The organism is Burkholderia sp. BCC1208, assembly GCF_902833095.1.
Classification (GTDB): domain Bacteria; phylum Pseudomonadota; class Gammaproteobacteria; order Burkholderiales; family Burkholderiaceae; genus Burkholderia.
Genome location: NZ_CADFDY010000002.1, coordinates 389,941 through 411,818, shown reverse-complemented (window position 1 = coordinate 411,818; position 21,878 = coordinate 389,941). Strand labels below are relative to the sequence as shown.

General features: G+C 66.8%; 19 protein-coding genes. 12 read left to right on the top strand and 7 right to left on the bottom strand.

The genetic code is table 11. From position 1 onward, the window contains the following. Position 1 precedes the first annotated feature (1 nt). Positions 2–1,036, top strand: coding sequence for a lipase secretion chaperone (locus HWX09_RS06680; RefSeq protein WP_027782586.1), 1,035 nt, complete (start codon positions 2–4; stop codon positions 1,034–1,036). 27 nt (positions 1,037–1,063) lie between these two features. Here HWX09_RS06680 and HWX09_RS06675 read toward each other — a convergent pair whose 3' ends face one another. Next, the gene (locus tag HWX09_RS06675) at positions 1,064–2,587 is read right to left on the bottom strand and encodes a PLP-dependent aminotransferase family protein (protein ID WP_027782587.1); all 1,524 of its coding nucleotides are present in this window, start codon (positions 2,585–2,587) and stop codon (positions 1,064–1,066) included. A gap of 108 nt (positions 2,588–2,695) precedes the next feature. Between HWX09_RS06675 and HWX09_RS06670 the strand changes: the two genes are divergently transcribed. The 5 genes from HWX09_RS06670 (at position 2,696) to HWX09_RS06650 (ending at position 8,835) form a co-directional block, all read left to right on the top strand. Continuing rightward, entirely contained in the window at positions 2,696–3,790 is a 1,095-nt protein-coding gene (locus HWX09_RS06670; RefSeq protein ID WP_027782588.1) for an ABC transporter ATP-binding protein, read from the top strand. Between the two features lie 76 nt (positions 3,791–3,866). Next, positions 3,867–4,913 (top strand): ABC transporter substrate-binding protein, encoded by a 1,047-nt coding sequence (locus HWX09_RS06665; protein ID WP_027782589.1) that lies wholly within the window; start codon positions 3,867–3,869, stop codon positions 4,911–4,913. Positions 4,914–5,015: 102 nt separating this feature from the next. Then, positions 5,016–6,281, top strand: a complete 1,266-nt coding sequence (locus HWX09_RS06660) for an ABC transporter permease (protein ID WP_155257311.1) — start codon at positions 5,016–5,018, stop codon at positions 6,279–6,281. A gap of 37 nt (positions 6,282–6,318) precedes the next feature. After that, positions 6,319–7,155, top strand: a complete 837-nt coding sequence (locus HWX09_RS06655) for an ABC transporter permease (RefSeq protein WP_027782591.1) — start codon at positions 6,319–6,321, stop codon at positions 7,153–7,155. 261 nt (positions 7,156–7,416) lie between these two features. Next, the gene (locus HWX09_RS06650; protein ID WP_027782592.1) at positions 7,417–8,835 is read left to right on the top strand and encodes an MFS transporter; all 1,419 of its coding nucleotides are present in this window, start codon (positions 7,417–7,419) and stop codon (positions 8,833–8,835) included. A 110-nt stretch (positions 8,836–8,945) separates the two neighbouring features. On the opposite strand, the gene HWX09_RS06645 is transcribed toward HWX09_RS06650, so the two are convergent. Continuing rightward, the gene (locus HWX09_RS06645; protein ID WP_027782593.1) at positions 8,946–10,679 is read right to left on the bottom strand and encodes a S53 family peptidase; all 1,734 of its coding nucleotides are present in this window, start codon (positions 10,677–10,679) and stop codon (positions 8,946–8,948) included. Positions 10,680–11,328: 649 nt separating this feature from the next. Here HWX09_RS06645 and HWX09_RS06640 point away from each other — a divergent pair. Genes HWX09_RS06640 through HWX09_RS06630 form a run of 3 tightly spaced genes read left to right on the top strand, consistent with a single transcriptional unit; the run spans position 11,329 to position 12,511 of the window. Then, positions 11,329–11,652, top strand: coding sequence for a metalloregulator ArsR/SmtB family transcription factor (locus HWX09_RS06640; protein WP_027782595.1), 324 nt, complete (start codon positions 11,329–11,331; stop codon positions 11,650–11,652). Next, entirely contained in the window at positions 11,652–12,083 is a 432-nt protein-coding gene (locus tag HWX09_RS06635) for an SRPBCC domain-containing protein (protein WP_027782596.1), read from the top strand. The genes HWX09_RS06640 and HWX09_RS06635 overlap by 1 nt, the downstream gene beginning before the upstream one ends. After that, positions 12,080–12,511, top strand: a complete 432-nt coding sequence (locus HWX09_RS06630) for a DUF1801 domain-containing protein (RefSeq protein ID WP_027782597.1) — start codon at positions 12,080–12,082, stop codon at positions 12,509–12,511. Before HWX09_RS06635 ends, HWX09_RS06630 begins: the two co-directional genes overlap by 4 nt. Before the next feature lie 124 nt (positions 12,512–12,635). On the opposite strand, the gene acnA is transcribed toward HWX09_RS06630, so the two are convergent. The 5 genes from acnA to HWX09_RS06605 all read right to left on the bottom strand — a co-directional run bounded on the left by acnA (position 12,636) and on the right by HWX09_RS06605 (position 19,807). Further along, positions 12,636–15,353, bottom strand: coding sequence for an aconitate hydratase AcnA (acnA, locus tag HWX09_RS06625; RefSeq protein WP_027782598.1), 2,718 nt, complete (start codon positions 15,351–15,353; stop codon positions 12,636–12,638). Positions 15,354–15,400: 47 nt separating this feature from the next. Beyond that, a complete protein-coding gene (locus HWX09_RS06620) occupies positions 15,401–16,852 on the bottom strand; it encodes a bifunctional 2-methylcitrate dehydratase/aconitate hydratase (protein ID WP_027782599.1) in 1,452 nt (483 codons plus the stop codon). A 33-nt stretch (positions 16,853–16,885) separates the two neighbouring features. Continuing rightward, positions 16,886–17,401, bottom strand: a complete 516-nt coding sequence (locus HWX09_RS06615) for a hypothetical protein (protein ID WP_027782600.1) — start codon at positions 17,399–17,401, stop codon at positions 16,886–16,888. Positions 17,402–17,631: 230 nt separating this feature from the next. Next, the gene (locus tag HWX09_RS06610) at positions 17,632–18,639 is read right to left on the bottom strand and encodes an aldolase/citrate lyase family protein (RefSeq protein WP_027782601.1); all 1,008 of its coding nucleotides are present in this window, start codon (positions 18,637–18,639) and stop codon (positions 17,632–17,634) included. A 181-nt stretch (positions 18,640–18,820) separates the two neighbouring features. Beyond that, positions 18,821–19,807 carry a malate dehydrogenase gene (locus HWX09_RS06605; RefSeq protein WP_027782602.1) on the bottom strand — a complete coding sequence of 329 codons (987 nt, stop codon included), beginning with the start codon at positions 19,805–19,807 and terminating at the stop codon, positions 18,821–18,823. Between the two features lie 288 nt (positions 19,808–20,095). Here HWX09_RS06605 and HWX09_RS06600 point away from each other — a divergent pair, with 288 nt between their 5' ends. The 3 genes from HWX09_RS06600 (at position 20,096) to sdhD (ending at position 21,878) form a co-directional block, all read left to right on the top strand. Further along, positions 20,096–20,920: a GntR family transcriptional regulator gene (locus HWX09_RS06600; protein WP_080681242.1), complete on the top strand. Its 825-nt coding sequence runs from the start codon at positions 20,096–20,098 to the stop codon at positions 20,918–20,920. A gap of 168 nt (positions 20,921–21,088) precedes the next feature. Next, the gene (gene sdhC / locus HWX09_RS06595; RefSeq protein ID WP_027782604.1) at positions 21,089–21,505 is read left to right on the top strand and encodes a succinate dehydrogenase, cytochrome b556 subunit; all 417 of its coding nucleotides are present in this window, start codon (positions 21,089–21,091) and stop codon (positions 21,503–21,505) included. Between the two features lie 4 nt (positions 21,506–21,509). Beyond that, positions 21,510–21,878: a succinate dehydrogenase, hydrophobic membrane anchor protein gene (gene sdhD / locus HWX09_RS06590; RefSeq protein WP_006487767.1), complete on the top strand. Its 369-nt coding sequence runs from the start codon at positions 21,510–21,512 to the stop codon at positions 21,876–21,878.

Genomic DNA, 21,878 nt, shown 5'->3' with positions numbered 1-21,878 from the left:
GATGGCGGCACGTGAAAGGCGCGCGCCGCTGGCGCGGCGCGTGGCGATCTATGGTGTCGTGGGGCTGGCTGCGATTGCCGGCGTCGCGATGTGGGGCGGTGCGGGATCGCATCGCGGCACGGGCGCAGCGGGCGACGCGCCGGATGCGGCCGCGGTGGGCGGCGTGGCGGCCGTCGCGCCGCAGCCCACCGTGCCGGCGAGTGCGGGCCTCCCGCCGTCGCTCGCCGGTTCCAGCGCGCCGCGGTTGCCGCTCGATGCGGGCGGCCATCTCGCGAAGTCGCGCGCGGTGCGCGACTTCTTCGACTATTGCCTGAGCGCGCGGAGCGACCTGAGCGCGGCCGCGCTCGATGCGTTCGTCGTCCGCGAGATCGCGGCGCAGCTCGAGGGCACGGTCGCGCAGGCCGAGGCGCTCGACGTGTGGCACCGGTATCGCGCGTATCTCGACGCGCTCGCGACATTGCGCGATGCCGGAGCAGTCGACAAGTCGGATCTGGGCGCGTTGCAGGTGGCGCTGGATCAGCGCGCGTCGATCGCGTATCGCACGCTCGGCGACTGGAGCCAGCCGTTCTTCGGTGCGGAGCAGTGGCGGCAGCGCCACGACCTCGCACGGTTGAAGATCGTTCAGGATCGCTCACTGACGGATGCGCAGAAGGCCGAGCGGCTCGCGGCGCTCGAACAGCAGATGCCGGCCGACGAACGCGCGGCGCAGCAGCGCGTGGAGCGGCAGCGCGCCGCGATCGACCAGATCGCGCAATTGCAGAAGAGCGGCGCGACGCCCGACGCGATGCGCGCGCAACTGACGCAGACGCTTGGCCCCGAGGCGGCGGCGCGAGTCGCGCAGATGCAGCAGGACGATGCGTCGTGGCAGGGCCGTTACGCGGATTATGCGGCCCAGCGTGCGCAGATCGACTCGGCCGGCCTGTCGCCGCAGGAGCGCGACGCACGGATCGCGGCGCTGCGGCAGCGTGTGTTCACGAAGCCCGGCGAAGCCGTGCGCGCGGCGTCGCTCGATCGCGGGGCAGGCAGCGCGCAGTAACGCGGGCGCCGCCGCGTATGACCAACCCTATGCCGCGCGCGTGATGTCCCGCGGCAGATGGTGCTCGATGGTATCGGCGAGCGTGTCGAACGCGGGCCGGATGCCTTCGTGCGCGACGCATGCATAGCCGAGCAGCAGGCCCTGCCGCGCGGTATCGAGGTTGCTGTAGTAGCTGGTGAGCGGGCGCACGATGACACCGGCGTCGAATGCGCTCTGCGTGACCGCGCGATCGTCGCATGCGTCGGGCAGGCCGAGCACCAGATGCAGGCCGGCCTCGTCGCCCATCACCGGCAGCGCGTCGCCGAAGCGCGCGCGGATCGCGTCGATCATCAGTTGCCGGCGCTCGCCGTACAGCGTGCGCATTCGTCTGACGTGCGAAGTGAGGTGGCCGTCCATGATGAATTCGGCGAGCACGGCCTGCTGCATCAGCTGGCCTTCGCGGTACAGCTCCGACAGCCCGGTGCGGAAGGTGTCGACCAGATGCTCGGGCACGACCATGTAGCCCATCCGCAGCCCCGGGAACAGCATCTTGCCGAGACTGCCGACGTAGATCACGCGGCCGCCGTCGTCGAGCCCCTGCAGCGATGCGAGCGGGCGGCTGCCGTAGCGGAATTCGCTGTCGTAGTCGTCCTCGATGATCCAGCAGCGGTGCTGGCGCGCGTATTCGAGCAGCATGCGGCGCCGCGCGAGACTCATCACCATCCCGAGCGGGTACTGATGCGACGGCGTGACGAGCACGAGCCGCGGCGGATGCTGCATGTCGCTGGCGCTCGGGTCGAGCCCTTCCTGGTCGACCGGCACCGGCGCGAGCGTGAGGCCGGTCGCCTGCAATACGCTGCGCACGCCCCAGTAGCACGGTTCCTCGACCCACGCGCGATCGCCGATGTCGGACAGCAGCCGCACCGCGAGATCGATCGACTGGTGGATGCCCGTCGTGATGATCACCTGGTCCGGCGAGCATTTGACCGAGCGCGCGACGCGCAGGTAATCGGCGAGCGCGCGCCGCAGCGGCCGGTAGCCGCCGCCCGGCGCATAGGTCAGCAGTTCCGGATTGGCCTCCTTCCACAGCCGCGCCTGCAGGCGGCTCCACGTGCGGCTGGGGAATTCCGACACGTCCGGCACGCCCGGCATGAACGCACCCCACTGGCGCCGCGAGACGCCCGCATGCTCGATCAACTGCCGCCCGCGCATCGACAGGCTGCCCTGCGCGTCGGGCGGCGGCGGTTCGTCCGTGGCCGACGGCGGCGGCGCGGCGCCCGGCACGCGGATCGCGGCGGCGTCCGGCCGCGTGTCGGCCACGTAGGTGCCGCTGCCGGTCGTCGTCAGCACGTAACCTTCGGCCGTCAGCTGGTCGTACACGTGGAGGACCGTATTGCGCGCGATCGACAGGTCGCCCGCGAGCGTGCGCGAACTCGGCAGCTTTGTTCCCGGCCCCAATTCTCCGGTCAGGATGGCCTGCTGCATCAGTTGCAGCAATTGCCGGTACATCGGTTCGGGCGAACTGCGGTCGATGCGGGCGGAGAGCCAGTCGGCGACGATCACGGTATCCAAAGTGGTCCTACTTGGAATATTGAAATGGTTCCCTATTGTAGAACCGTGCGCGCCGTATAGTGGCTCGCATCTCAAAATCAATTGTCGCGAAGCAAGGGGACAGCCACGATGAAGTCCGATGATGTGATCGTCAGCTTTCGCGGCGTGCGGAAGACCTACGACGGCGAGACGCTGGTCGTCAAATCGCTCGACCTCGATATCCACCGCGGGGAATTCCTGACGCTGCTCGGGCCGTCGGGCTCGGGCAAGACGACCTGCCTGATGATGCTCGCCGGTTTCGAATTCCCGACCGGCGGCGAGATCCGCCTCGACGGCGAGCTGCTGAACACCGTGCCGCCGCACAAGCGCAACATCGGCATGGTGTTTCAAAACTACGCGCTGTTTCCGCACCTGACGGTCGAGCAGAACGTCGCGTATCCGCTGACCGTGCGCAAGCTGCCCGCCGCCGAGCGCACGGAGCGCGTCGCGCATGCGCTGAAGATGGTGCAGATGGAGCGCTTCGCGAAACGCTATCCGGCGCAACTGTCGGGTGGCCAGCAGCAGCGCATCGCGCTGGCGCGCGCGCTCGTGTTCGAGCCGAAGCTGGTGCTGATGGACGAGCCGCTCGGCGCGCTCGACAAGCAGCTGCGCGAACACATGCAGTACGAACTGAAGGCGCTGCACGAAAAGCTCGGCGTGACCTTCGTGTACGTGACGCACGACCAGGGCGAGGCGCTGACGATGTCCGATCGCGTCGCCGTGTTCGACAAGGGCATCGTGCAGCAGCTCGACACCGTCGATCGCCTGTACGAATCGCCGTGCAACGAATTCGTCGCGAATTTCATCGGCGACAGCAACCGGCTGCGCGGCACCATCGCGCGCGTCGACGGCGAATTCTGCGAATTCCGGCTCGACGACGGCACGAAGCTCGTCGGCCGCCATATCGGCGAAGCCGCCGAGGGCGCGTCGGCCGTCGCGTGCATCCGCCCCGAACGCATGAGCCTCGCGGCACACGGCGCGAATGGCACCGCCGCCAATTGCGTGAGCGGCGAGGCACGCAGCCTCATCTATTTCGGCGATCACGTGCGCATGCGCTGCGCGCTGCCGGGCCAGGACGAATGCTTCGTGAAGGTGCCGCTCGGCACCGGCGCGCTCGACGCGTTCTCGCCCGGCGCGCCGGTCTCGCTTGCGTTCTCGCCCGAACACCTGCGCGTGTTCGCGTGAGCATGGTTTACCCGGTTTTCCGCAGCACGTCGTCAACAACAAAGCCCACTTCCACCACGAGAGGAGAGGAACCATCATGAAACGAGCAAGCTTTACCGCGCGCCGCACGGCGCTCGCGCTGGCACTGGTCGCGTTTGGCGCATCGGCCGCGGCTGCCGAGCTCACGGTCGTCAACTTCGGCGGCGCGAACGGCGACGCGCAGAAGGCCGCGTTCAACCAGCCGTTCGAGAAGGCGACCGGCAACAAGGTCACGGCCGTCGAATACAACGGCGAGCAGGCGAAGGTGAAGGCGATGGTCGAGGCGAAGCACGTCAACTGGGACGTGGTCGAAGTCGAATCGGGCGACCTGAACCGCGGCTGCGACGAAGGGCTGTACGAGAAGCTCGACTGGTCGAAGATCGCGAAGAAATCCGACCTGATTCCGGAGTCGCCGCAGGTGTGCGGCGTCGGCTTCTTCGTATGGTCGACGGCGCTGTCGTACAACGCGGACAAGCTGAAGTCGGCGCCGACCGGCTGGGCCGATTTCTGGAACGTGAAGAAATTCCCCGGCAAGCGCGGGATGCGCAAGGGCGCGCGCTATAACCTCGAATTCGCGCTGATGGCCGACGGCGTCGCGACGAAGGACGTCTACAAGGTGCTCGGCACGAAGGCCGGCCAGGATCGCGCGTTCAAGAAGCTCGACGAGCTGAAGCCGTACATCCAGTGGTGGGAAGCGGGTGCGCAGCCGCCGCAGTTCCTCGTCGCCGGCGACGTCGTGATGTCGACCGCGTACAACGGCCGCATCGACGCCGCGCAGAAGGAAGGCAAGAACCTGAAGGTCGTGTGGAACGGCAGCATCTACGACCTCGACTACTGGGCGATTCCGAAGGGTTCGCCGAACAAGGCGCTCGCCGAGCAGTACATCGCGTACACGCTGACGCCGAAGCCGCAGCAGGCGTATGCGCAGCACATCGCGTACGGCCCGACGAACGTCGCCGCGATCAAGTCGCTCGACGCGAAGACGCTCGCGAACCTGCCGAACTCGCCGGCCAACGGCAAGAACGCGGTACTGGAGGACATCGGCTTCTGGACCGACCACAGCGACGAGCTCGAACAGCGCTTCGCCGCGTGGGCAACGAAGTAACCGGTCAGGCATCCTCACGGGTGTCGTGATGCAACCGGCCGCGCGACGCGTCGATCGTGTCGCGCGGCATTCCGCCGGAACGTGCCCGGCCGGAGAGAACCGTTGAATACCATGACGATCGCGCCTTCCCCGCCGTCGGCCGCCGCGCTCAAGCGCGAGCTGAAGGCCACCGAGGCCCGCAAGCGCACGATGGCGCTGCTGCTGGTGGCGCCGCTCGCGATTTTCCTGCTGCTGATTTTCGTCGTGCCGATCGGCACGCTGCTCACGCGCGCGGTGCAGAACCCGGAGATCGCGACCGCGTTGCCGAACACGGTCGCCGCGTTGTCGAGCTGGGACCGCAAGACACCGCCGGCGGACGCCGCGTATGCCGCGCTCGCGGCCGACATGACGAAGGTGGCCGACAGCGAGGCGATGGGCGCGCTCGCACGGCGCCTGAACACCGAGATTCCCGGCTATCGCTCGCTCGTCGCGAAGACGGCGCGCGCGATGCCGCTGAAGGGCGACGGCGACGCGGCGCTCACGCCTGCGCAGACGCGCGCGAAATTCATCGACCTCGATGCGCGCTGGGGCGAGATCGCGTACTGGCAGTCGATCGCGAAGAACGGCAGCCAGGTGTCGCCGTTCTACCTGCTCGCGGCGCTCGATCACAAGCAGGACGGCTTCGGCCGCATCGTGCAGGCCGATCCCGACCAGTCGATCTACCTCGCGATCTTCGGGCGCACGTTCGTGATCGGCATCGCCGTCACGCTGTTCGCGCTGCTGCTCGGTTATCCGCTTGCATACTGGATCTCGACGCTGTCGGAACGACGCGCGAACCTCGTGATGATCCTCGTGCTGATTCCGTTCTGGACCTCGGTGCTCGTGCGCGTCGCCGCATGGATCGTGCTGCTGCAGAGCGAAGGGCTCATCAACACGGCGCTGATCGGCAGCGGGCTGATCTCGCATCCGCTGACGCTGCTGTTCAATCGCGTCGGCGTGTACATCTCGATGACGCACATCCTGCTGCCGTTCATGATCCTGCCGCTCTACAGCGTGATGAAGTCGATTCCGCCGACCTACCAGCGCGCGGCCGTGTCGCTCGGCAGCCATCCGTTCGCCGCGTTCTGGCGCGTGTACGTGCCGCAGACCTATCCGGGCGTCGGCGCGGGCGCGCTGCTCGTGTTCATCCTCGCGATCGGCTACTACATCACGCCCGCGCTGCTCGGCGGGCCGAACGACCAGATGGTCAGCTACTACGTCGCGTACTTCACGAACGTGACGATCAACTGGGGCATGGCGTGTGCGCTCGGCGGGCTGCTGCTCGCGGCGACGCTCGTGCTGTACGCGGTGTACGGGCGCTTCACGCGCACCAACGTGAGTCTCGGCTGAGCGCCGGGCACAGGGAAACGGGAAGGGGATGCCGACCATGAAACTCGCCAGGCCGCTGTTCGCGCCGCACATGTCATTCGTCGAGCGCGCGTGGTACGTCGCGTTGCGCGTGCTCGTCGTGCTGACGCTGCTGTACCTGATCCTGCCGGTGCTCGCGATCGTGCCGCTGTCGTTCTCGTCGAGCACGTTCCTCGTCTATCCGATTCCGGGCTTCTCCACGCGCTGGTACGAGAACCTGATCGCATCGGACGAGTGGCGGATGGCCGCGAAGAACAGCTTCATCGTCGCGCCGTCCGCGACCGTCGTCGCGACCGTGCTCGGCACGCTCGCGGCCATCGGCCTGACGAAGGCAGACTTCCGCGGCAAGGGGCTGCTGATGGCCGTGCTGCTGTCGCCGATGATCGTGCCCGTCGTCGTGGTCGGCGTCGGCATGTACCTGTTCTTCGCGCCGCTCGGGCTCGCGAACACCTACACGGGGCTGATCGCCGCGCACGCGGCGCTCGGCGTGCCGTTCGTCGTGACGACGGTGGCCGCGACGCTGCAGGGCTTCAACCAGAACCTCGTGCGGGCGAGCCTGTCGCTCGGTGCGAATCCGGTCACGACGTTCTTCCGCGTGACGCTGCCGGTGATCGCGCCGGGCGTGATGTCGGGCGCGCTGTTCGCATTCGCGACGTCGTTCGACGAAGTGGTCGTCACGTTGTTCCTCGCGGGCGCGGACCAGACGACGCTGCCGCGCCAGATGTTCACGGGTATTCGCGAGAACATCAGCCCGACGATCGCCGCGCTCGCCACGATCCTGATCGTCTTCTCGACGAGCCTGCTGCTCGCGCTCGAATGGCTGCGCGGCCGCAATGCGCGGCGTGCGGTGTCGTAAATAGCGGCGCCGGCCGCACCGTTCGCCAGGCCGCGAGGCCGCGAGGCCGCCGATCGTTGCGTCTTCAACGATGCCGTGCACCCGACACGGCATGGCGAAGCTTTCGTTTGGCTGACCGACGGGGCGGCCGCCTGCACGTTCGATGCGGCTCTGCAACAATACGGCTCGCGGTGCCGCGCGTCCCGTTGCCGTTGCACGGAGGATGCGGTGCCACGCCGCTCAATCCGCGACGCCGCGCGTCGCTCGTCAGCCGAGCCCATCTTGTCCGAACTCGTTTCCCCCGCCGGCGCGCACGAGCCGGCCGTCAACTGGCGCGCGATGTCCGCCGTGCTGCTGGCCGTCGCGCTCGCGACGCTCGACACCGCGATCGCGAACACCGCGCTGCCCGCCATCGCGACCGACCTGCATGCGTCGCCGGCCGCGTCCGTGTGGATCATCAACGCATACCAGCTCGCGATGGTCGCGACGCTGCTGCCGTTCGCGTCGCTCGGCGACATCGTCGGCCACAAGCGCGTGTATGTCGCCGGGCTGGCGGTGTTCACGCTGGCATCGTTCGGTTGTTCGCTCGCGTCGACGCTGCCGGTGCTGACGGCCGCGCGCATCGTGCAGGGCTTCGGCGCGAGCGCGATCATGAGCGTCAACGTCGCGCTGATCCGCGGCCTGTTTCCCGCGCACCGGCTCGGGCGCGGCGTCGGTTTCAACGCGCTCGTCGTCGGCGTGTCGTTCGCGGTGGGGCCGACGATCGCGTCGCTGATCCTGTCGGTGGCCGCGTGGCCATGGCTGTTCGCGGTGAACGTGCCGCTCGGCGTGTTCGCGCTCGCGGTGGCGATTCCGTCGCTGCCGCGGACGGCGCGCGGCAAGCATGCGTTCGATCCGGTTGCCGCGCTGTTCAACGTGATCACGTTCGCGTCGCTGATCTTCGCGCTCGGCGAATTCGCGCAGCGCGGGCCGCTGACGGTCGTGTTCGCGGCGGCCGCGGTCGCATTCGCGTTCGGCTGGCTGCTGATTCGCCGCCAGGCCGGGCATCCGGCGCCGATGCTGCCGGTCGACCTGTTCCGCCGGCCCGTGTTCACGCTGTCCGCGCTGACCGCCGTGTGCGCGTTCGCCGCGCAGGGGCTTGCGTTCGTGTCGCTGCCGTTCTATTTCGAAACCGTCCTGCATCGCAGCGCGGTCGAAACGGGGTTCCTGATGACGCCGTGGTCGGCGATCGTCGCGCTTGCCGCGCCGATCGCGGGGCGGCTGTCGGATCGTTATCCGCCCGGGCTGCTCGGTGCGATCGGCCTGGCGTTGCTGAGTGCGGGCATGGTGTCGCTTGCCGCGCTGCCGGTGTCGCCGGGCGTCGTCGACATCGGCTGGCGGATGATGCTGTGCGGCGCGGGCTTCGGCTTCTTCCAGTCGCCGAACCTGAAAGCGCTGATGTCGAGCGCGCCGCCCGAGCGCAGCGGCGGCGCGAGCGGGATCATCGCGACCGCGCGGCTGATCGGGCAGGCGACGGGCGCGGCGCTGGTTGCGCTGTCGTTCGGAATCGCTGGGCGCCACGGGCCGACGCTTGCGTTGATGCTCGGGGCGGGCTTCGCGGGCGCGGCGAGCGTCGCGAGCGGGCTGCGGCTGTTCGCGCCGTCGCATCGGGCCGGCGCGCCGGTCGTGCCGGAGCCCGTGAAGGAGCGGGCGACGGAGTAGGGGCGTGCGCGAACGCGGCGCACGTTGACGACGCAACGACGATCACGGGAACGTCACTCACGAACCGGCGCGCGGCAAGCCATCGCCGCGCGCCGGTCCTCATGCATCGCTCAGAACCCGCCCGACTTGATCAGCTGGTTGAGGTTCGCGATGTTCAGGCTGCCGAAGCCGGTCGTCAGATCCCAGCCGGTGCCGGCGGTGTAGCCATACCCCTGATAGCCGTTGTTGCCCGACACGACGTCATAGCGCACGAGCGACGGATGCGACGGAATGTCCGCATAGAAATTGGCGGCGGGGAAGCCGAGGCCCGTGCCGTTCGCCGCGAGCAGGCGCGCCCAGAAGCCCGTGAAGATCGGCGCGGCGAGGCTCGTGCCGCCGATCTGCTGCAACTGGCCGTAGTTGTAGATGTACGCGCCCGTGCTCTGCGCGGCGTCGAACGCGACGTCCGGCAACTGGCGATTGCTGCCCGACTGCCACGACGGCGCGGGCAGGATCGTGCTGACGCCGCCGCCCGTCGCCCATAGCTTGCCGTTCGAATCGAGCCCTTCGTTCCACACCGTCTCGTTCGAGAACGCACCGGCCGACGTCGTGTAGAGCGTCGTGCCGCCGATCGCGAGCACGTGCGGCGACGAAGCCGGCCACGATACCGTGTAGTTCGAGCCGTCCGGGTAGCCGCGGTTGTTGCACTCGTACACGCCTTCGTCGCCCGACGATACCGAGAAGGTTTGGCCTTGCGCCGCGGCCGTCGTGAAGATCTGCTCCTCGGCGTCGATCGTGCCGTCCGCGTTCGCATCGGTTTCGCACCAGCCGAGCGAGACGTTGATCACCTTCGCGGTGTTGTCCGACACCGCACGGTTGAACGCCTGCGTGAGGCCCGTGTTGCCGGCGGCGTTGAGGTCCGCCATGTAGAACACCAGCTTGCCGACCTGACCGCCGGCCGAGCCGACGATCGACTGGCTGTCGAGATCCCATTCGCCCTGGCCGTCCTGGTCGTCGGTGTAGCTGCCGCCCGTGCCGTTGGTCTTGACGGTCTGCGTCGTGACCGTGCCGTAGCCGTTGCTCGACGTGAACTGCTTCAGGTCCTGCAGCGTCTGCGATACGCCGCCGATCGTGATGATGCCGACGGTCACGCCGGCCGCGGTCGGCACGCCGGTTGCGTTGTAGAGGCCCGGAAATTCCTTCGGATAGTGGCCCGTCGCCGTGCCGGCGGCGAGCGCCTGCGGCTTCGCCACGTTGCCGATGCGCAGCATCGGCCGCGCACGCGCGACGCTCTGCAGCCCGAGCACCGAGCCGACGACGTCGCCGAGCGCACGCGGCACCTGCGCGGTCGACGTGTTGGCGAAGCCCGAACGGCCCGCGTACTGGAAGCGCACGAGCGACGTGTTGAACGCGGTCTTCACCGTGCCGGCCGTGCCGTGCGCGGAGACCAGCAGCCGGTTCGGCGCGACTTCGACGTTCACGAAGCCGCTCTTGTGCAGATAGTCGACGACCGACTTCACCTGCGCTTCGGTCGGCGCGTAGTTCGCGAGGAACTGCTCGTGCGTCAGGTACTGGCGGTAATGCGCGCTGCCGGGCCGGTTCACGTCGCGCGCCAGTTGCTTGAGCTGTGCGGCGTTGCGCAGCTTCAGGCTGACGACGACGTCGGCCGTCTCGCCGGCCGCGAGTTCGAGCGACGGCGCCGCACTGCGCGCCATCAACTGCGGGCCGGTCAGAAAGGCCTTCGTATGGGTATCGACCCAATCCGTCGCCGCGTGTGCCGCAGCGGCGGCGAACACGAGCGGTGCCACGCACGCAAGGCGGCGGGGCGACGGAAGGGGAAGGGCAAACCAGGCGTTCCTTTTCATCGGGAGTCCTTTTTTAGGAGAGGCGACGTTACTGGAACCCCCGGCCCTTGTGGGGCCGCGAGCGGTGACGAGCGTAGGGCGTCGGTGCCGAACGGGTAGCTGCCAGTTTCCATAGCTGTCAGTTCTGACAACGGGGGCGCACGCGTGCGTGCGCGGCGCGGTACGCACCGGTCGTGGCGGGGCCGGCGAGCGGAACCGGTTCGCGGTGCGACGGCGCGGCAACGCACGTCGCGCACACGCACGAGTCGTTCGTTGCAGCATCGGAACGTGCGCGGTCGTGGACGGGCGTGCTGCGCGTATGCATGGCGTTTGCGTGTCAATGGCTGCGCGCCGTATCGCACTATGTGGTCATTGGAAGCGACTCGTCAGGAACGGATTCGTGCAGGAACACGAATGGGGCCGGCCGAACCCGAACGTTTCCCGAACTGTGGAACAGCGCATCGGCCAGCCTTGCAGGCTGCTTTCGGATCGCATGTCGCAGTCGCGGATTAGAGGAAATGCTCGAATCCCGGTGTCGGCGCGAGCCGGTGCGACGCACGCGCCAGGCGCGCAGGAATGAACGACGGTGTTCGCGAAATTCCGCCTTGACGCGCGCCGATCAGCGGATATCCTTCAATCCATAACCAACCGGTTATGGATTTTGGACGACATGCAAACCACTCAGGACACGCTTTTCAGGACGCTTGCCGATCCCACGCGCCGCGCGCTTTTCGAGCGGCTGTGCGCGGAAGGTGAACTGACGGTCGCCGCGCTGACCGCCCATGCGGGCGTCTCGCAGCCGGCCGTGTCGAAGCACCTTGGCGTCCTGAAGCAGGCCGGGCTCGTGAATGACCGTCACGAAGGCCGGCAGACCCACTACAGCGCGCAGCCGCAAGCGCTGGCCCCGTTGATCGACTGGACGAGCCAGATGGCAGGCTTCTGGCAGAGCCGGTTCGATGCCCTCGAAGATCTGCTCAAAAGGATGGATCAGTAATGAACCAAGCCACTACCGAAACGCGCTCCGTCGTCGTCGACCGGGAGCTGCCCCATCCGCCGGAGAAGATCTGGCGTGCGCTCACGCAACCGCACCTGATCGAGGCGTGGCTCATGAAGAGCGACTTCGAGCCCGTCGCGGGCCATGCCTTCAGTTTCCGCGCGGATTGGGGCTCGGTCGACTGCACGGTCCTCACGATCGAGCCGCACCGCGCGCTGTCCTATACGTGGGCGGCCCACGGGCTCGAAAGCATCGTGACGTGGACGCTCACGCCGACGCCGGCCGGCACGCATCTGCGCATGGAGCATGTCGGCTTCCGCCCCGACCAGGAGCAGGCATACCGCGGCGCGCAGTACGGCTGGGTTCGGTTCTTCGAATCGCTCGAACAGGTGCTGTCGCGTCCCGACGAAGGCACGGAGGCCCGCGCATGAGTGCAACGGACCTCACCCCGTCGGCGCGCATCGATGCGCTGATCGCAGGCATCGCCGACTGGCGCGGCAAGACCTTCGCCGACGTGCGCCAGACGATCCTCGCCGCGCAAGCGGGCATCGTCGAGGAATGGAAATGGATGGGCAGCCCCGTCTGGTCATGCGACGGAATGATCGCGGTTGCGAACGCGCACAAGGGCAAGGTGAAAGTGACCTTCATGCACGGCGCGCAGCTTCCCGATCCCGACAAGCTGTTCAACGACGGCCTCGACGGCAATGCGCGACGCGCGATCGATCTGTTCGAAGGCGACAAGCTCGACAAGCGGGCGTTGAAGAACCTCGTGCGCGCGGCGATCGAATACAACCGCACGCACCTGAAGAAGAACGCGCGAGGGGCGGGCGCGAAGGCGCGCGCGGACAAGGCGGCTTAAGGCGGCTTAAGGCCGCGTAAGGCCGCATGAAGCGCGGACGAAAAAAAGCCCGGCACGAGGTCGGGCATCCAAATCGGCCGCAACCGCCCGCGAGGCGGCTGCGGCACCTGCAAAAGCAGGGCGCTTACGCTGCGAGCAGCGAGCGCAGCACGAACGGCAGGATCCCGCCGTGCTTGTAGTAGTCGACTTCGATCGGCGTATCGATGCGCAGCAGCACCGGCACGCGCTGCGTTTCGCCGTTCTTGCGATGGATCACGAGCGTGACGTCCTGCTGCGGCTTGAAGTCGTCGCCGAGGCCTTCGATGTCGTACGTCTCTTCACCGGTGATGCCGAGCGACTGGACGCTGTCCGCGCCCTTGAACTGCAGCGGCAGCACGCCCATGCCGACCAGGTTCGAGCGGTGGATGCGCTCGAAGCTGCGCGCGATCACGGCCTTCACACCGAGCAACTGCGTGCCCTTCGCGGCCCAGTCGCGCGACGAACCCGTACCGTATTCCTCGCCCGCGAACACGACGGTCGGCGTGCCGGCGGCAACGTACTGCATGGCCGCGTCGTAGATCGACTGCTGTTCGCCGCTCGGCTGGTGGATCGTCAGGCCGCCTTCGACGCGCGTGCCGTCCGCCTTCACGGGGATCATCAGGTTCTTGATCCGGACGTTCGCGAACGTGCCGCGCATCATCACGTCGTGGTTGCCGCGGCGCGAGCCGTAGCTGTTGAAGTCGGCCTTCTGCACGCCGTTTTCCTTCAGCCACTTGCCTGCCGGCGAATCTTCCTTGATCGAGCCTGCCGGGCTGATGTGGTCGGTCGTGACCGAGTCGCCGAAGATGCCCAGTGCGCGCGCGCCCTTGACCGTCGGGATCGATGCAGCCGGCTCCATCGAGAAGTCGTTGCCGAAGAACGGCGGCTCGGCGATGTAGGTCGACTTCGGCCAGTCGTAGACCTCGCCCGATTCGCCCTCGATCTTGCTCCAGAGGTCGCCCTTCTTGGTCAGCTTCGAGTAGTTGTCCTCGAACTTCTTCGGATCGAGCGCGAACTTGAGCAGCGCGTGGATTTCGTCGCTCGTCGGCCAGATGTCGCCGAGGTAGATGTCGCGGCCGCCCTTGCCCTTGCCGACCGGCTCGGTCATCAGGTCGCGCGTGATGTTGCCGGCGATCGCGTACGCGACGACGAGCGGCGGCGAGGCGAGGAAGTTCGCGCGGATGTTCGGGTGGATACGCGCTTCGAAGTTACGGTTGCCCGACAGCACGGCCGCCGCGACGATATCGTTCGTCGTGATCGCTTCGTTCAGTTCCGGCGTCAGGTCGCCCGCGTTGCCGATACAGGTCGTGCAGCCATAGGCCGCGACTTCGAAGCCGAGCTTGGACAGGTAGGGCAGCAGGCCCGTCTTCGTCAGGTACTCGGTGACGATGCGCGATCCCGGCGCGAGCGACGTCTTGATCTTCGGATCGACCGTGAGGCCGGCCTCGACCGCCTTCTTTGCGAGCAGGCCCGCGGCCAGCAGCACGCTCGGGTTCGACGTGTTCGTGCACGACGTGATCGCGGCGATCAGGATGTCGCCGTTCTTCACGTCGACGCCGTTGCTCGTCGTGTATTGCGCGTTCAGGTCGTCCGCGTTCTTCGCGAAGCCGTTCTCCGCGACCGGCTTCGAGAACAGGTCGGTGAACGTCGACTTGACGTGGCCGATCTCGATGCGGTCCTGCGGGCGCTTCGGGCCGGCCAGCGACGGGGCGACCGTCGCCAGGTCGAGCGTCACCGTCTTCGTGTAGTCGATGTCGCCGGCCTTCGGAATGCCGAACAGCTGCTGCGCCTTGAAGTAGTTTTCGAACGTGGCGATTTCGGCCTTCGTGCGGCCCGTGCCTTCGAAGTAGTCGATCGTCTTTTCGTCGACCGGGAAGAAGCCCATCGTCGCGCCGTATTCCGGCGCCATGTTGCCGATCGTCGCGCGGTCCGGCAGCGACAGCGACTTCGTGCCTTCGCCGAAGAATTCGACGAACTTGCCGACGACCTTCTCCTTGCGCAGCATTTCGGTGATCGTCAGCACCAGGTCGGTGGCCGTCACGCCTTCGCGCAGCTTGCCCTTCAGCTCGACGCCGACGACGTCCGGCGTCAGGAAGTACACCGGCTGGCCGAGCATGCCGGCTTCCGCCTCGATGCCGCCCACGCCCCAGCCGACCACGCCGATGCCGTTGATCATCGTCGTGTGGCTGTCCGTGCCGACGAGGGTGTCCGGGTAGTACACGGTGTCGCCGCCGTCCGCCTTCTTGTGGACGCCGCGCGCGAGGTATTCGAGGTTCACCTGGTGGACGATGCCGACGCCCGGCGGCACGACCTTGAACGTGTCGAACGCCTGCATGCCCCACTTCATGAACTGGTAGCGCTCGTTGTTGCGCTGGAATTCCAGCTTCATGTTCAGGTCGAGCGCGTCCTTCTGGCGGAAGTAATCGATCTGGACCGAGTGGTCGACGACGAGATCGACCGGGACCAGCGGTTCGATCTTCTTCGGGTTCTTGCCCGTGCGCTCGGCGACGCCGCGCATGGCCGCGATGTCGGCGAGCAGCGGCACGCCCGTGAAGTCCTGCAGCACGACGCGCGACACGACGAACGGAATCTCGTCGACGCGCTTCGCGGTCGGCTTCCAGTTCGCGAGCTGCTCGATGTGCTCTTCGGTGATCTTCTTGCCGTCGTAGTTGCGCAGCACGGACTCGAGCACGATGCGGATCGACACCGGCAGGCGTTCGATCTTCGTCTTCAGCTCCTTGCCGAGTTGCGGCAGCGAGTAGAACTTGCCTTTGCCGGAACCGCTGTCGAATTCCTTGAGGGTCTTGTGGAGATTGTGGGCCATGGTGATTTTCCTGGGTTTGAGGCTAGGAAACAAAGAGTCCTGTAGGGCTATATCACATACAAGTCGACGTACTCATCGACCGGCATCGCGTCGAGCTTTGCCTGGTCCAGCGACACGTCGAGAATCGCTTGTTGCTGCTTGGCCGGGAAGCGGCGGGCGAGGTTGGTCCGGAATTTATCGACCAGCAGCGGGATGCCGTCCGCACGGCGGCGCCGATGGCCGAGCGGGTACTCGACCGCCACTTCGGCAAGCTTCGATCCGTCCGTGAACTCGATCGTCAGCGCATTCGCGATCGATCGCTTGTCCGGATCGTGATAATCCTTCGTGAACTGCGGATCCTCGACGCACACGGTTTTCGCGCGCAGCGCGTCGATGCGCGGGTCCGCCGCGGCCGAGTCTTCATAGTCGGCCGCGGTCAGTCGGCCGAACAGCAGCGGCACGGCGACCATGTACTGGATGCAGTGGTCGCGGTCGGCCGGATTGGCGAGCGGGCCCTGCTTGTCGATGATGCGGATCGCGGCCGCATGCGTGCGGATCGTGATCCGGCTGATGTCGTCGGTCGTGCGGCCCGCCGCGGCGAGCTGCGCGTGCAGTTGCAGCGCGGCCTCGGCGGCCGTCTGCGCATGGAATTCGGCGGGGAACGCAATCTTGAACAGCACGTTTTCCATCACGTACGTGCCGTACGGGCGCTGGAAGCGGAACGGCTTGCCGTCGAACAGCACGTCGTAGAAGCCCCAGGTCTTGGCGGTGAGCGCCGACGGGTAGCCCATTTCACCCGTTTTCGCGATCAGCGCGAGGCGCACCGCGCGGGACGTGGCGTCTCCGGCCGCCCAGGATTTGCGCGAACCGGTGTTCGGCGCATGGCGGTAGGTACGCAGCGCGTGGCCGTCGACGAACGCATGGGAGACCGCGTTGATCAGCTCGTCGCGCGTGAGCCCGAGGAGGCGCCCGACGACGGCCGTCGATGCGACCTTCACGAGCAGCACGTGGTCGAGCCCGACCGCGTTGAACGAATTCTCGAGGGCGAGGCAGCCCTGGATCTCGTGGGCCTGGGTCATCGCGACCAGCACGTCGCGCATGGTAAGCGGCTTCCGGCCGGCCACGCGGGCCGTGCGGGAGAGCCAGTCGGCCGTCGCCAGGATTCCGCCGAGGTTGTCGGACGGATGACCCCATTCGGCGGCGAGCCAGGTGTCGTTGAAGTCCAGCCAGCGGATCATCGCGCCGATGCCGAACGCGGCCTGGACGGGATCGAGCTGGAAGGACGTGCCGGGCACCTTCGCGCCGTTCGGCACGATCGTGCCGGGCACGACGGGGCCGAGCAGCTTGGTGCAGGCAGGGTAGGACAGCGCCTCGAGTCCGCATCCGAGCGTGTCGATCAGGCAATGACGCGCCGTCTCCAGCGCAAGCGCGCTGTCGATACCGGTGTTCAGCACATAGTCGACGATATCGACGAGTACCGTATCCGGAGCAGGGCGGACGTTGGAGACCGGGGCGGACATCGAGGGGCCGGGGGAGCGGAAAAACGCGCGCGCTTAGTTCGTTGCCGGCTTCAGCTCGTTCGCCTGCGTCGGTGCTGCCGTGCCTTGCGCCATTTCCGGCGTCACGCATTCGTCCGCGAGACGCTCGCCGCCGTTTGCGTCGGAGAACAGCATCGCCTTGGTCGGGATCACGACCAGCTTGAAGCCTGCTGCCGGATCGTAGAACGTGTCGGCGCCCGTCGTCGTGGCCTGACGCGGCAGCTTGTAGTTCTTCTTCGCCCAGTGAACCGTGACGACCTGGTCGCGCTTCATGTCGCCGGCGAGGTCGAACGACAGACCTTCCTTACAGGACCACTTGACCGCGCCGTCCGGTACCGGATCGACCTTGGCCGCTGCGCGCGCCTGTGCCTTCTTGCTGCGCGGGATGATGCGCTTGGCCGGCGCCGGGCGCTTGGCCGTTGCCTTCTTCGCGGTCGTGGTGGCCGTACCCTGGGCAAACGCGCTCGGAGCCGACACCAGCATCGTGGCGGACAAGGCGCCGATGGCGGTAGCGATCAGGAGTTTCTTCATGGAGTCAGAACCTTTCGATAATCAGTTGACAAGGGCCGGCAATCGAAACCGCCGGCCGGTTTGAAACTGCACGCGCCCCGAAAGCGCGCAGCGGCCGCTATTTTCACCTATTTGGCCGCGCATATATCAGGTTTTCGGGCTCCGTTACGTTTTTTGTCGTTTCGCAAACGTCTGTCCGGTTCGCGCCTCGGCGAATGCATGAAACTCGTGTAGCGGCGGGCGGCGCGCACTCAACGCGCAGCGCCCGCGGTGGCCGGACCGAACAGCGGCGCGGCCTCGTCCGGCACGGGCTGGCCGGTGGCCCGCGCGCGGCGCAGCACCGACCAGTAATAACGATAACTCGCGCGATCGTGCAGCGTATCACCGTGGCGCGTCGGGCCCCAGTCGGCGGCCTGCGCGGCCAGCAGGATCTCGGCGGCCAGCGTGACTTCGTCGGTGCGCGGTGCGAACGCGTCGACGATCGGACGGATCTGCGCGGGGTGGATGCTCCACATCCGCGTGAATGCGAATTCGTCGCGCGCGCGGCGCGCGTCGCCGGCGACGACGCCCATGTCGCGCACCTCGGTCGTCACGTTGTGCGACGGCGTCTTGCCGTGCGCGTGACAGGCCGCGGCGATTTCCAGCTTCGCGCGGCGTACGAGCGGGTGGTCGAACTGGCCGGGCGAGCGCATCGCGGAATCGGGAATCGCGCCGTGGTGCGCGGAGACGAAATCCATCAGCCCGAAGCTCAGCGTGCCGACCGTCGGCAGCGCGGCGAGGGCGGCCGCCTGCGCGAGCGCGCCGTGCGTCTCGACCAGCACGTCGACCGGAATCGGCTGCGCGATGCCGAGCTCGCGGCGCGTGCCTTCGATGAACGCGGTCATTTCGGCCGCGTCGGCGGCGTTCGCGACCTTCGGCAGCGTGATGTAGGCGGGTACGCGCGATGCGCGCAGCACGATGCGCACGTCGTCGCGCCAGTGCGGGTGGGAAAAGTCGTGGATGCGGACGCCGACGCGGCCGAAGCGGTTCTCGGCGCTGCCGAGCAGCTCGGCGACGAGCGCCGCGTGCGCGGCTTCCTGGCCGACGGCCGCGCCGTCCTCGCAGTCGAGCGTGAGGTCGAACACCGGGCCCAGCTCGGCCTGCAGCGCAAGCGACTTGCGCATCAGCTTCTCGCTGCCCGCGTAGTGATCGCAGCAGGACAGGATCGCGGGCGGTGACGCCCCGTCGTACAGCACTTGTGCAGGAGTGAGCGCGGCCATCTCTTCTACGTCAGGGAAGCGGGTCAACGTGGAGAAAATCGGATTCGGGCAGGTTCTGGGCCGCAGCGTCGGGCGCGGGGCGGCAAAACGTGCGCGGATCGGATCGGTCGGCAGGGCCGGCGGCGTGCCGGCCCGTGCCGAAGCCGGGCGCCCGCAGGCCGCCCGGCGCGATGCGTGATGCTTAGTTCTTCAGCAGGTGGGCGACGCCGTCACGCTCTTCGAGCAGCTCGGCCAGCGTGCCGTCCATCTTCTCGCGCGAGAACGCGTCGATTTCCAGGCCTTCGACACGCTTGTATTCGCCGTTTTCGCAGGTGACCGGCACGCCGTAGATGATGTCTTCGGGGATGCCGTACGAGCCGTCCGACGGGATGCCCATCGTGACCCACTTGCCGTTCGTGCCGAGCACCCAGTCACGGACGTGGTCGATCGCTGCGTTGGCTGCCGACGCGGCCGACGACAGGCCGCGCGCTTCGATGATCGCCGCGCCGCGCTTGCCGACGGTCGGGATGAACGTGTCGCGGTTCCAGACGTCGTCGTTGATCAGCTTCAGCAGCGATTCGCCTTCTGCGGTCGCGAAGCGGAAGTCGGGGTACATCGTCGGCGAGTGGTTGCCCCACACGGCGAGCTTCTCGATCGACGCGACCGGCTTGCCCGACTTGGCGGCGAGCTGCGACAGCGCGCGGTTGTGGTCGAGGCGCAGCATGGCCGTGAAGTTCTTCTTCGGCAGATCCGGCGCCGACTTCATCGCGATGTACGCGTTCGTGTTCGCCGGGTTGCCGACGACCAGCACCTTCACGTCGCGGCTCGCGACTTCGTTCAGCGCGGCGCCCTGAACCGTGAAGATTTCGGCGTTCGCCGACAGCAGGTCCTTGCGCTCCATGCCCTTCGAGCGCGGACGCGCACCGACCAGCAGCGCGACGTCTGCATCCTTGAATGCGACCTTCGGATCGTCGGTGGTCACGACGCCCGAGAGCAGCGGGAACGCGCAGTCGTCGAGTTCCATCACGACGCCCTTGACGGCGCCTTGGGCTTGCGGGAGGTCGAGCAGTTGCAGGATGACCGGCTGGTCCTTGCCGAGCAGGTCGCCGTTCGCGATGCGGAACAGCAGGGAGTAAGCGATTTGACCTGCGGCGCCGGTGACGGCAACGCGCTTTGCGGGCTTAGCCATTGAAAATCTCCAGGACGGGTGAAGCGTTGGACGCGAGCGAAAACGCCATTCTATGCGCGTTGTGCGTAGCGTTGCATTGAAGCAGGGCGGAGGACTCGCGATGGCAGACGCGGTGAACCTGGAGACGGCCGTGGCACGTAGCCGGGGACGCGCTGTTGCACCCGCGAACCCTTGCTCGACCGGGAGTGTAGGAGGCGTCACGCGCAAAGTCAAACGGTATCATATGTCTTATATAAGACAGATGTTTTGCGGAAATTGAGTGGACGAAAAAGTGCGGTTTGTGATGAAATGCGCGCCATGACATCGAACCAGGCGAACACCGCGAATCAGACCGGCGCAGGCGGCCCAGGGCAGCCGGGCGCGGGCGACGCCGCGGCCTCGCCCGCGGCGTCCGCATCGCCGACGTTCAGCCCGTTATACCAGCAGATCAAGTCATTGATCACGCAAAGCCTCGAATCCGGCGAATGGAAGCCCGGCGAGATCATCCCCAGCGAAGTGGAGCTCGCGGCCCGTTACAAGGTCAGCCAGGGCACCGTGCGCAAGGCGATCGACGAGCTGGCCGCCGAAAACCTCGTGGTCCGGCGCCAGGGCAAGGGTACTTTTGTTGCAACGCACAACGAGGATCGCGCGCAATTCCGCTTCCTGCGTCTGCTGGCCGACGACGGCGCCGAGCATCCGCACGTGAGCCGTCTGCTCGAATGCCGGCGCCTGCGCGCGCCGGCCGAGATCGCGCGGCAGCTCGACCTGAAGCCGGCCGATCCCGTCGTGCAGGTGCGCCGCCTGCTGGAATTCGACAGCGAAGTGACGGTGCTCGACGAGATCTGGCTGCCGGGCGCGATGTTCCGCGGGCTCACGTTCGAGCGGTTGAGCGAGTACAAGGGGCCGCTCTACGCGATGTTCGAGACGGAGTTCGGTACGCGGATGATCCGCGCGACGGAGAAGATCCGCGCGGTGGCGGCGGATCCGGCGGTGGCCGACCTGCTGCACGTGCCGGCGGGCTTCCCGCTGCTGTCGGTCGAGCGCGTGTCCTATACGTACGGGGACCGGCCGGTGGAAGTGCGTCGCGGCTGGTATGTCACAACCGGGTACTACTATCAGAATGACTTGAGCTGACGACGTTCGGCTCAGCCGCGTGCATTCGCGTTTCCCACGCTCGCGAAGCACGTTTCGGGCCGCCTTTATTCTAGTTCGCGCAACTATCCAGAGCAGACTTTCGCTGCAGCGCGATATAAAAAGGCGCTAAAATCGCGGATTAGTGTGACAACATAGTAGGGGTCTAGCATGACTGACGCAGTAAGAAAGCCGAGGCCGGAATACCGGAACATCGGAATCGGCGACATCACGTTGAAATATCGCATGCCGCTGGCGGCGACATTGTCGATTCTCCACCGAGTCAGCGGCGCGCTGCTGTTTCTGTTCCTGCCGTTCCTGCTGTTCCTCTTCGACCAGAGCCTCACCTCCGAGCTCAGCTTCGAAGTCTTCAAGGTTTTCCTCTCCAACATCGTCGTCAAGCTGATCGTCCTCGCGTTGTCGTGGGCCTTCTTCCACCATTTCTGCGCCGGCATTCGCCACCTGCTGATGGACGTCAACCACGACGCCGTCACGAAGGAAGGCGGCAAGCGGACGGCCGTCGTCGTCTTTGTCGTCTCGATCGCACTGACGATCGCCATGGCACTCAAACTGTTCGGAGCATTCTAAGAAAATGGCAGCCAATAACCGAATCGGCTCGAAGCGCCTCGTCGTCGGCGCACACTACGGCCTGCGCGACTGGCTCGCGCAGCGCGTCACCGCCACGATCATGGCGGTCTATACGGTCATTCTGCTCGTCCTGTTCTTCGGCGCGCACGATTTTTCGTACGAAGGCTGGGCCTCGATCTTCGCCGCGCAATGGATGAAGCTCGCAACCTTCGTGATGCTGCTTTCCCTCTTCTACCACGCATGGGTCGGCGTGCGCGACATCTGGATGGACTACGTGAAGCCCGTCGGTGTGCGCCTGCTGCTGCAATCGCTGACCATCGTCTGGCTGCTCGCATGTGCGGGCTACGCCGCGCAGATTCTCTGGAGAGTGTAA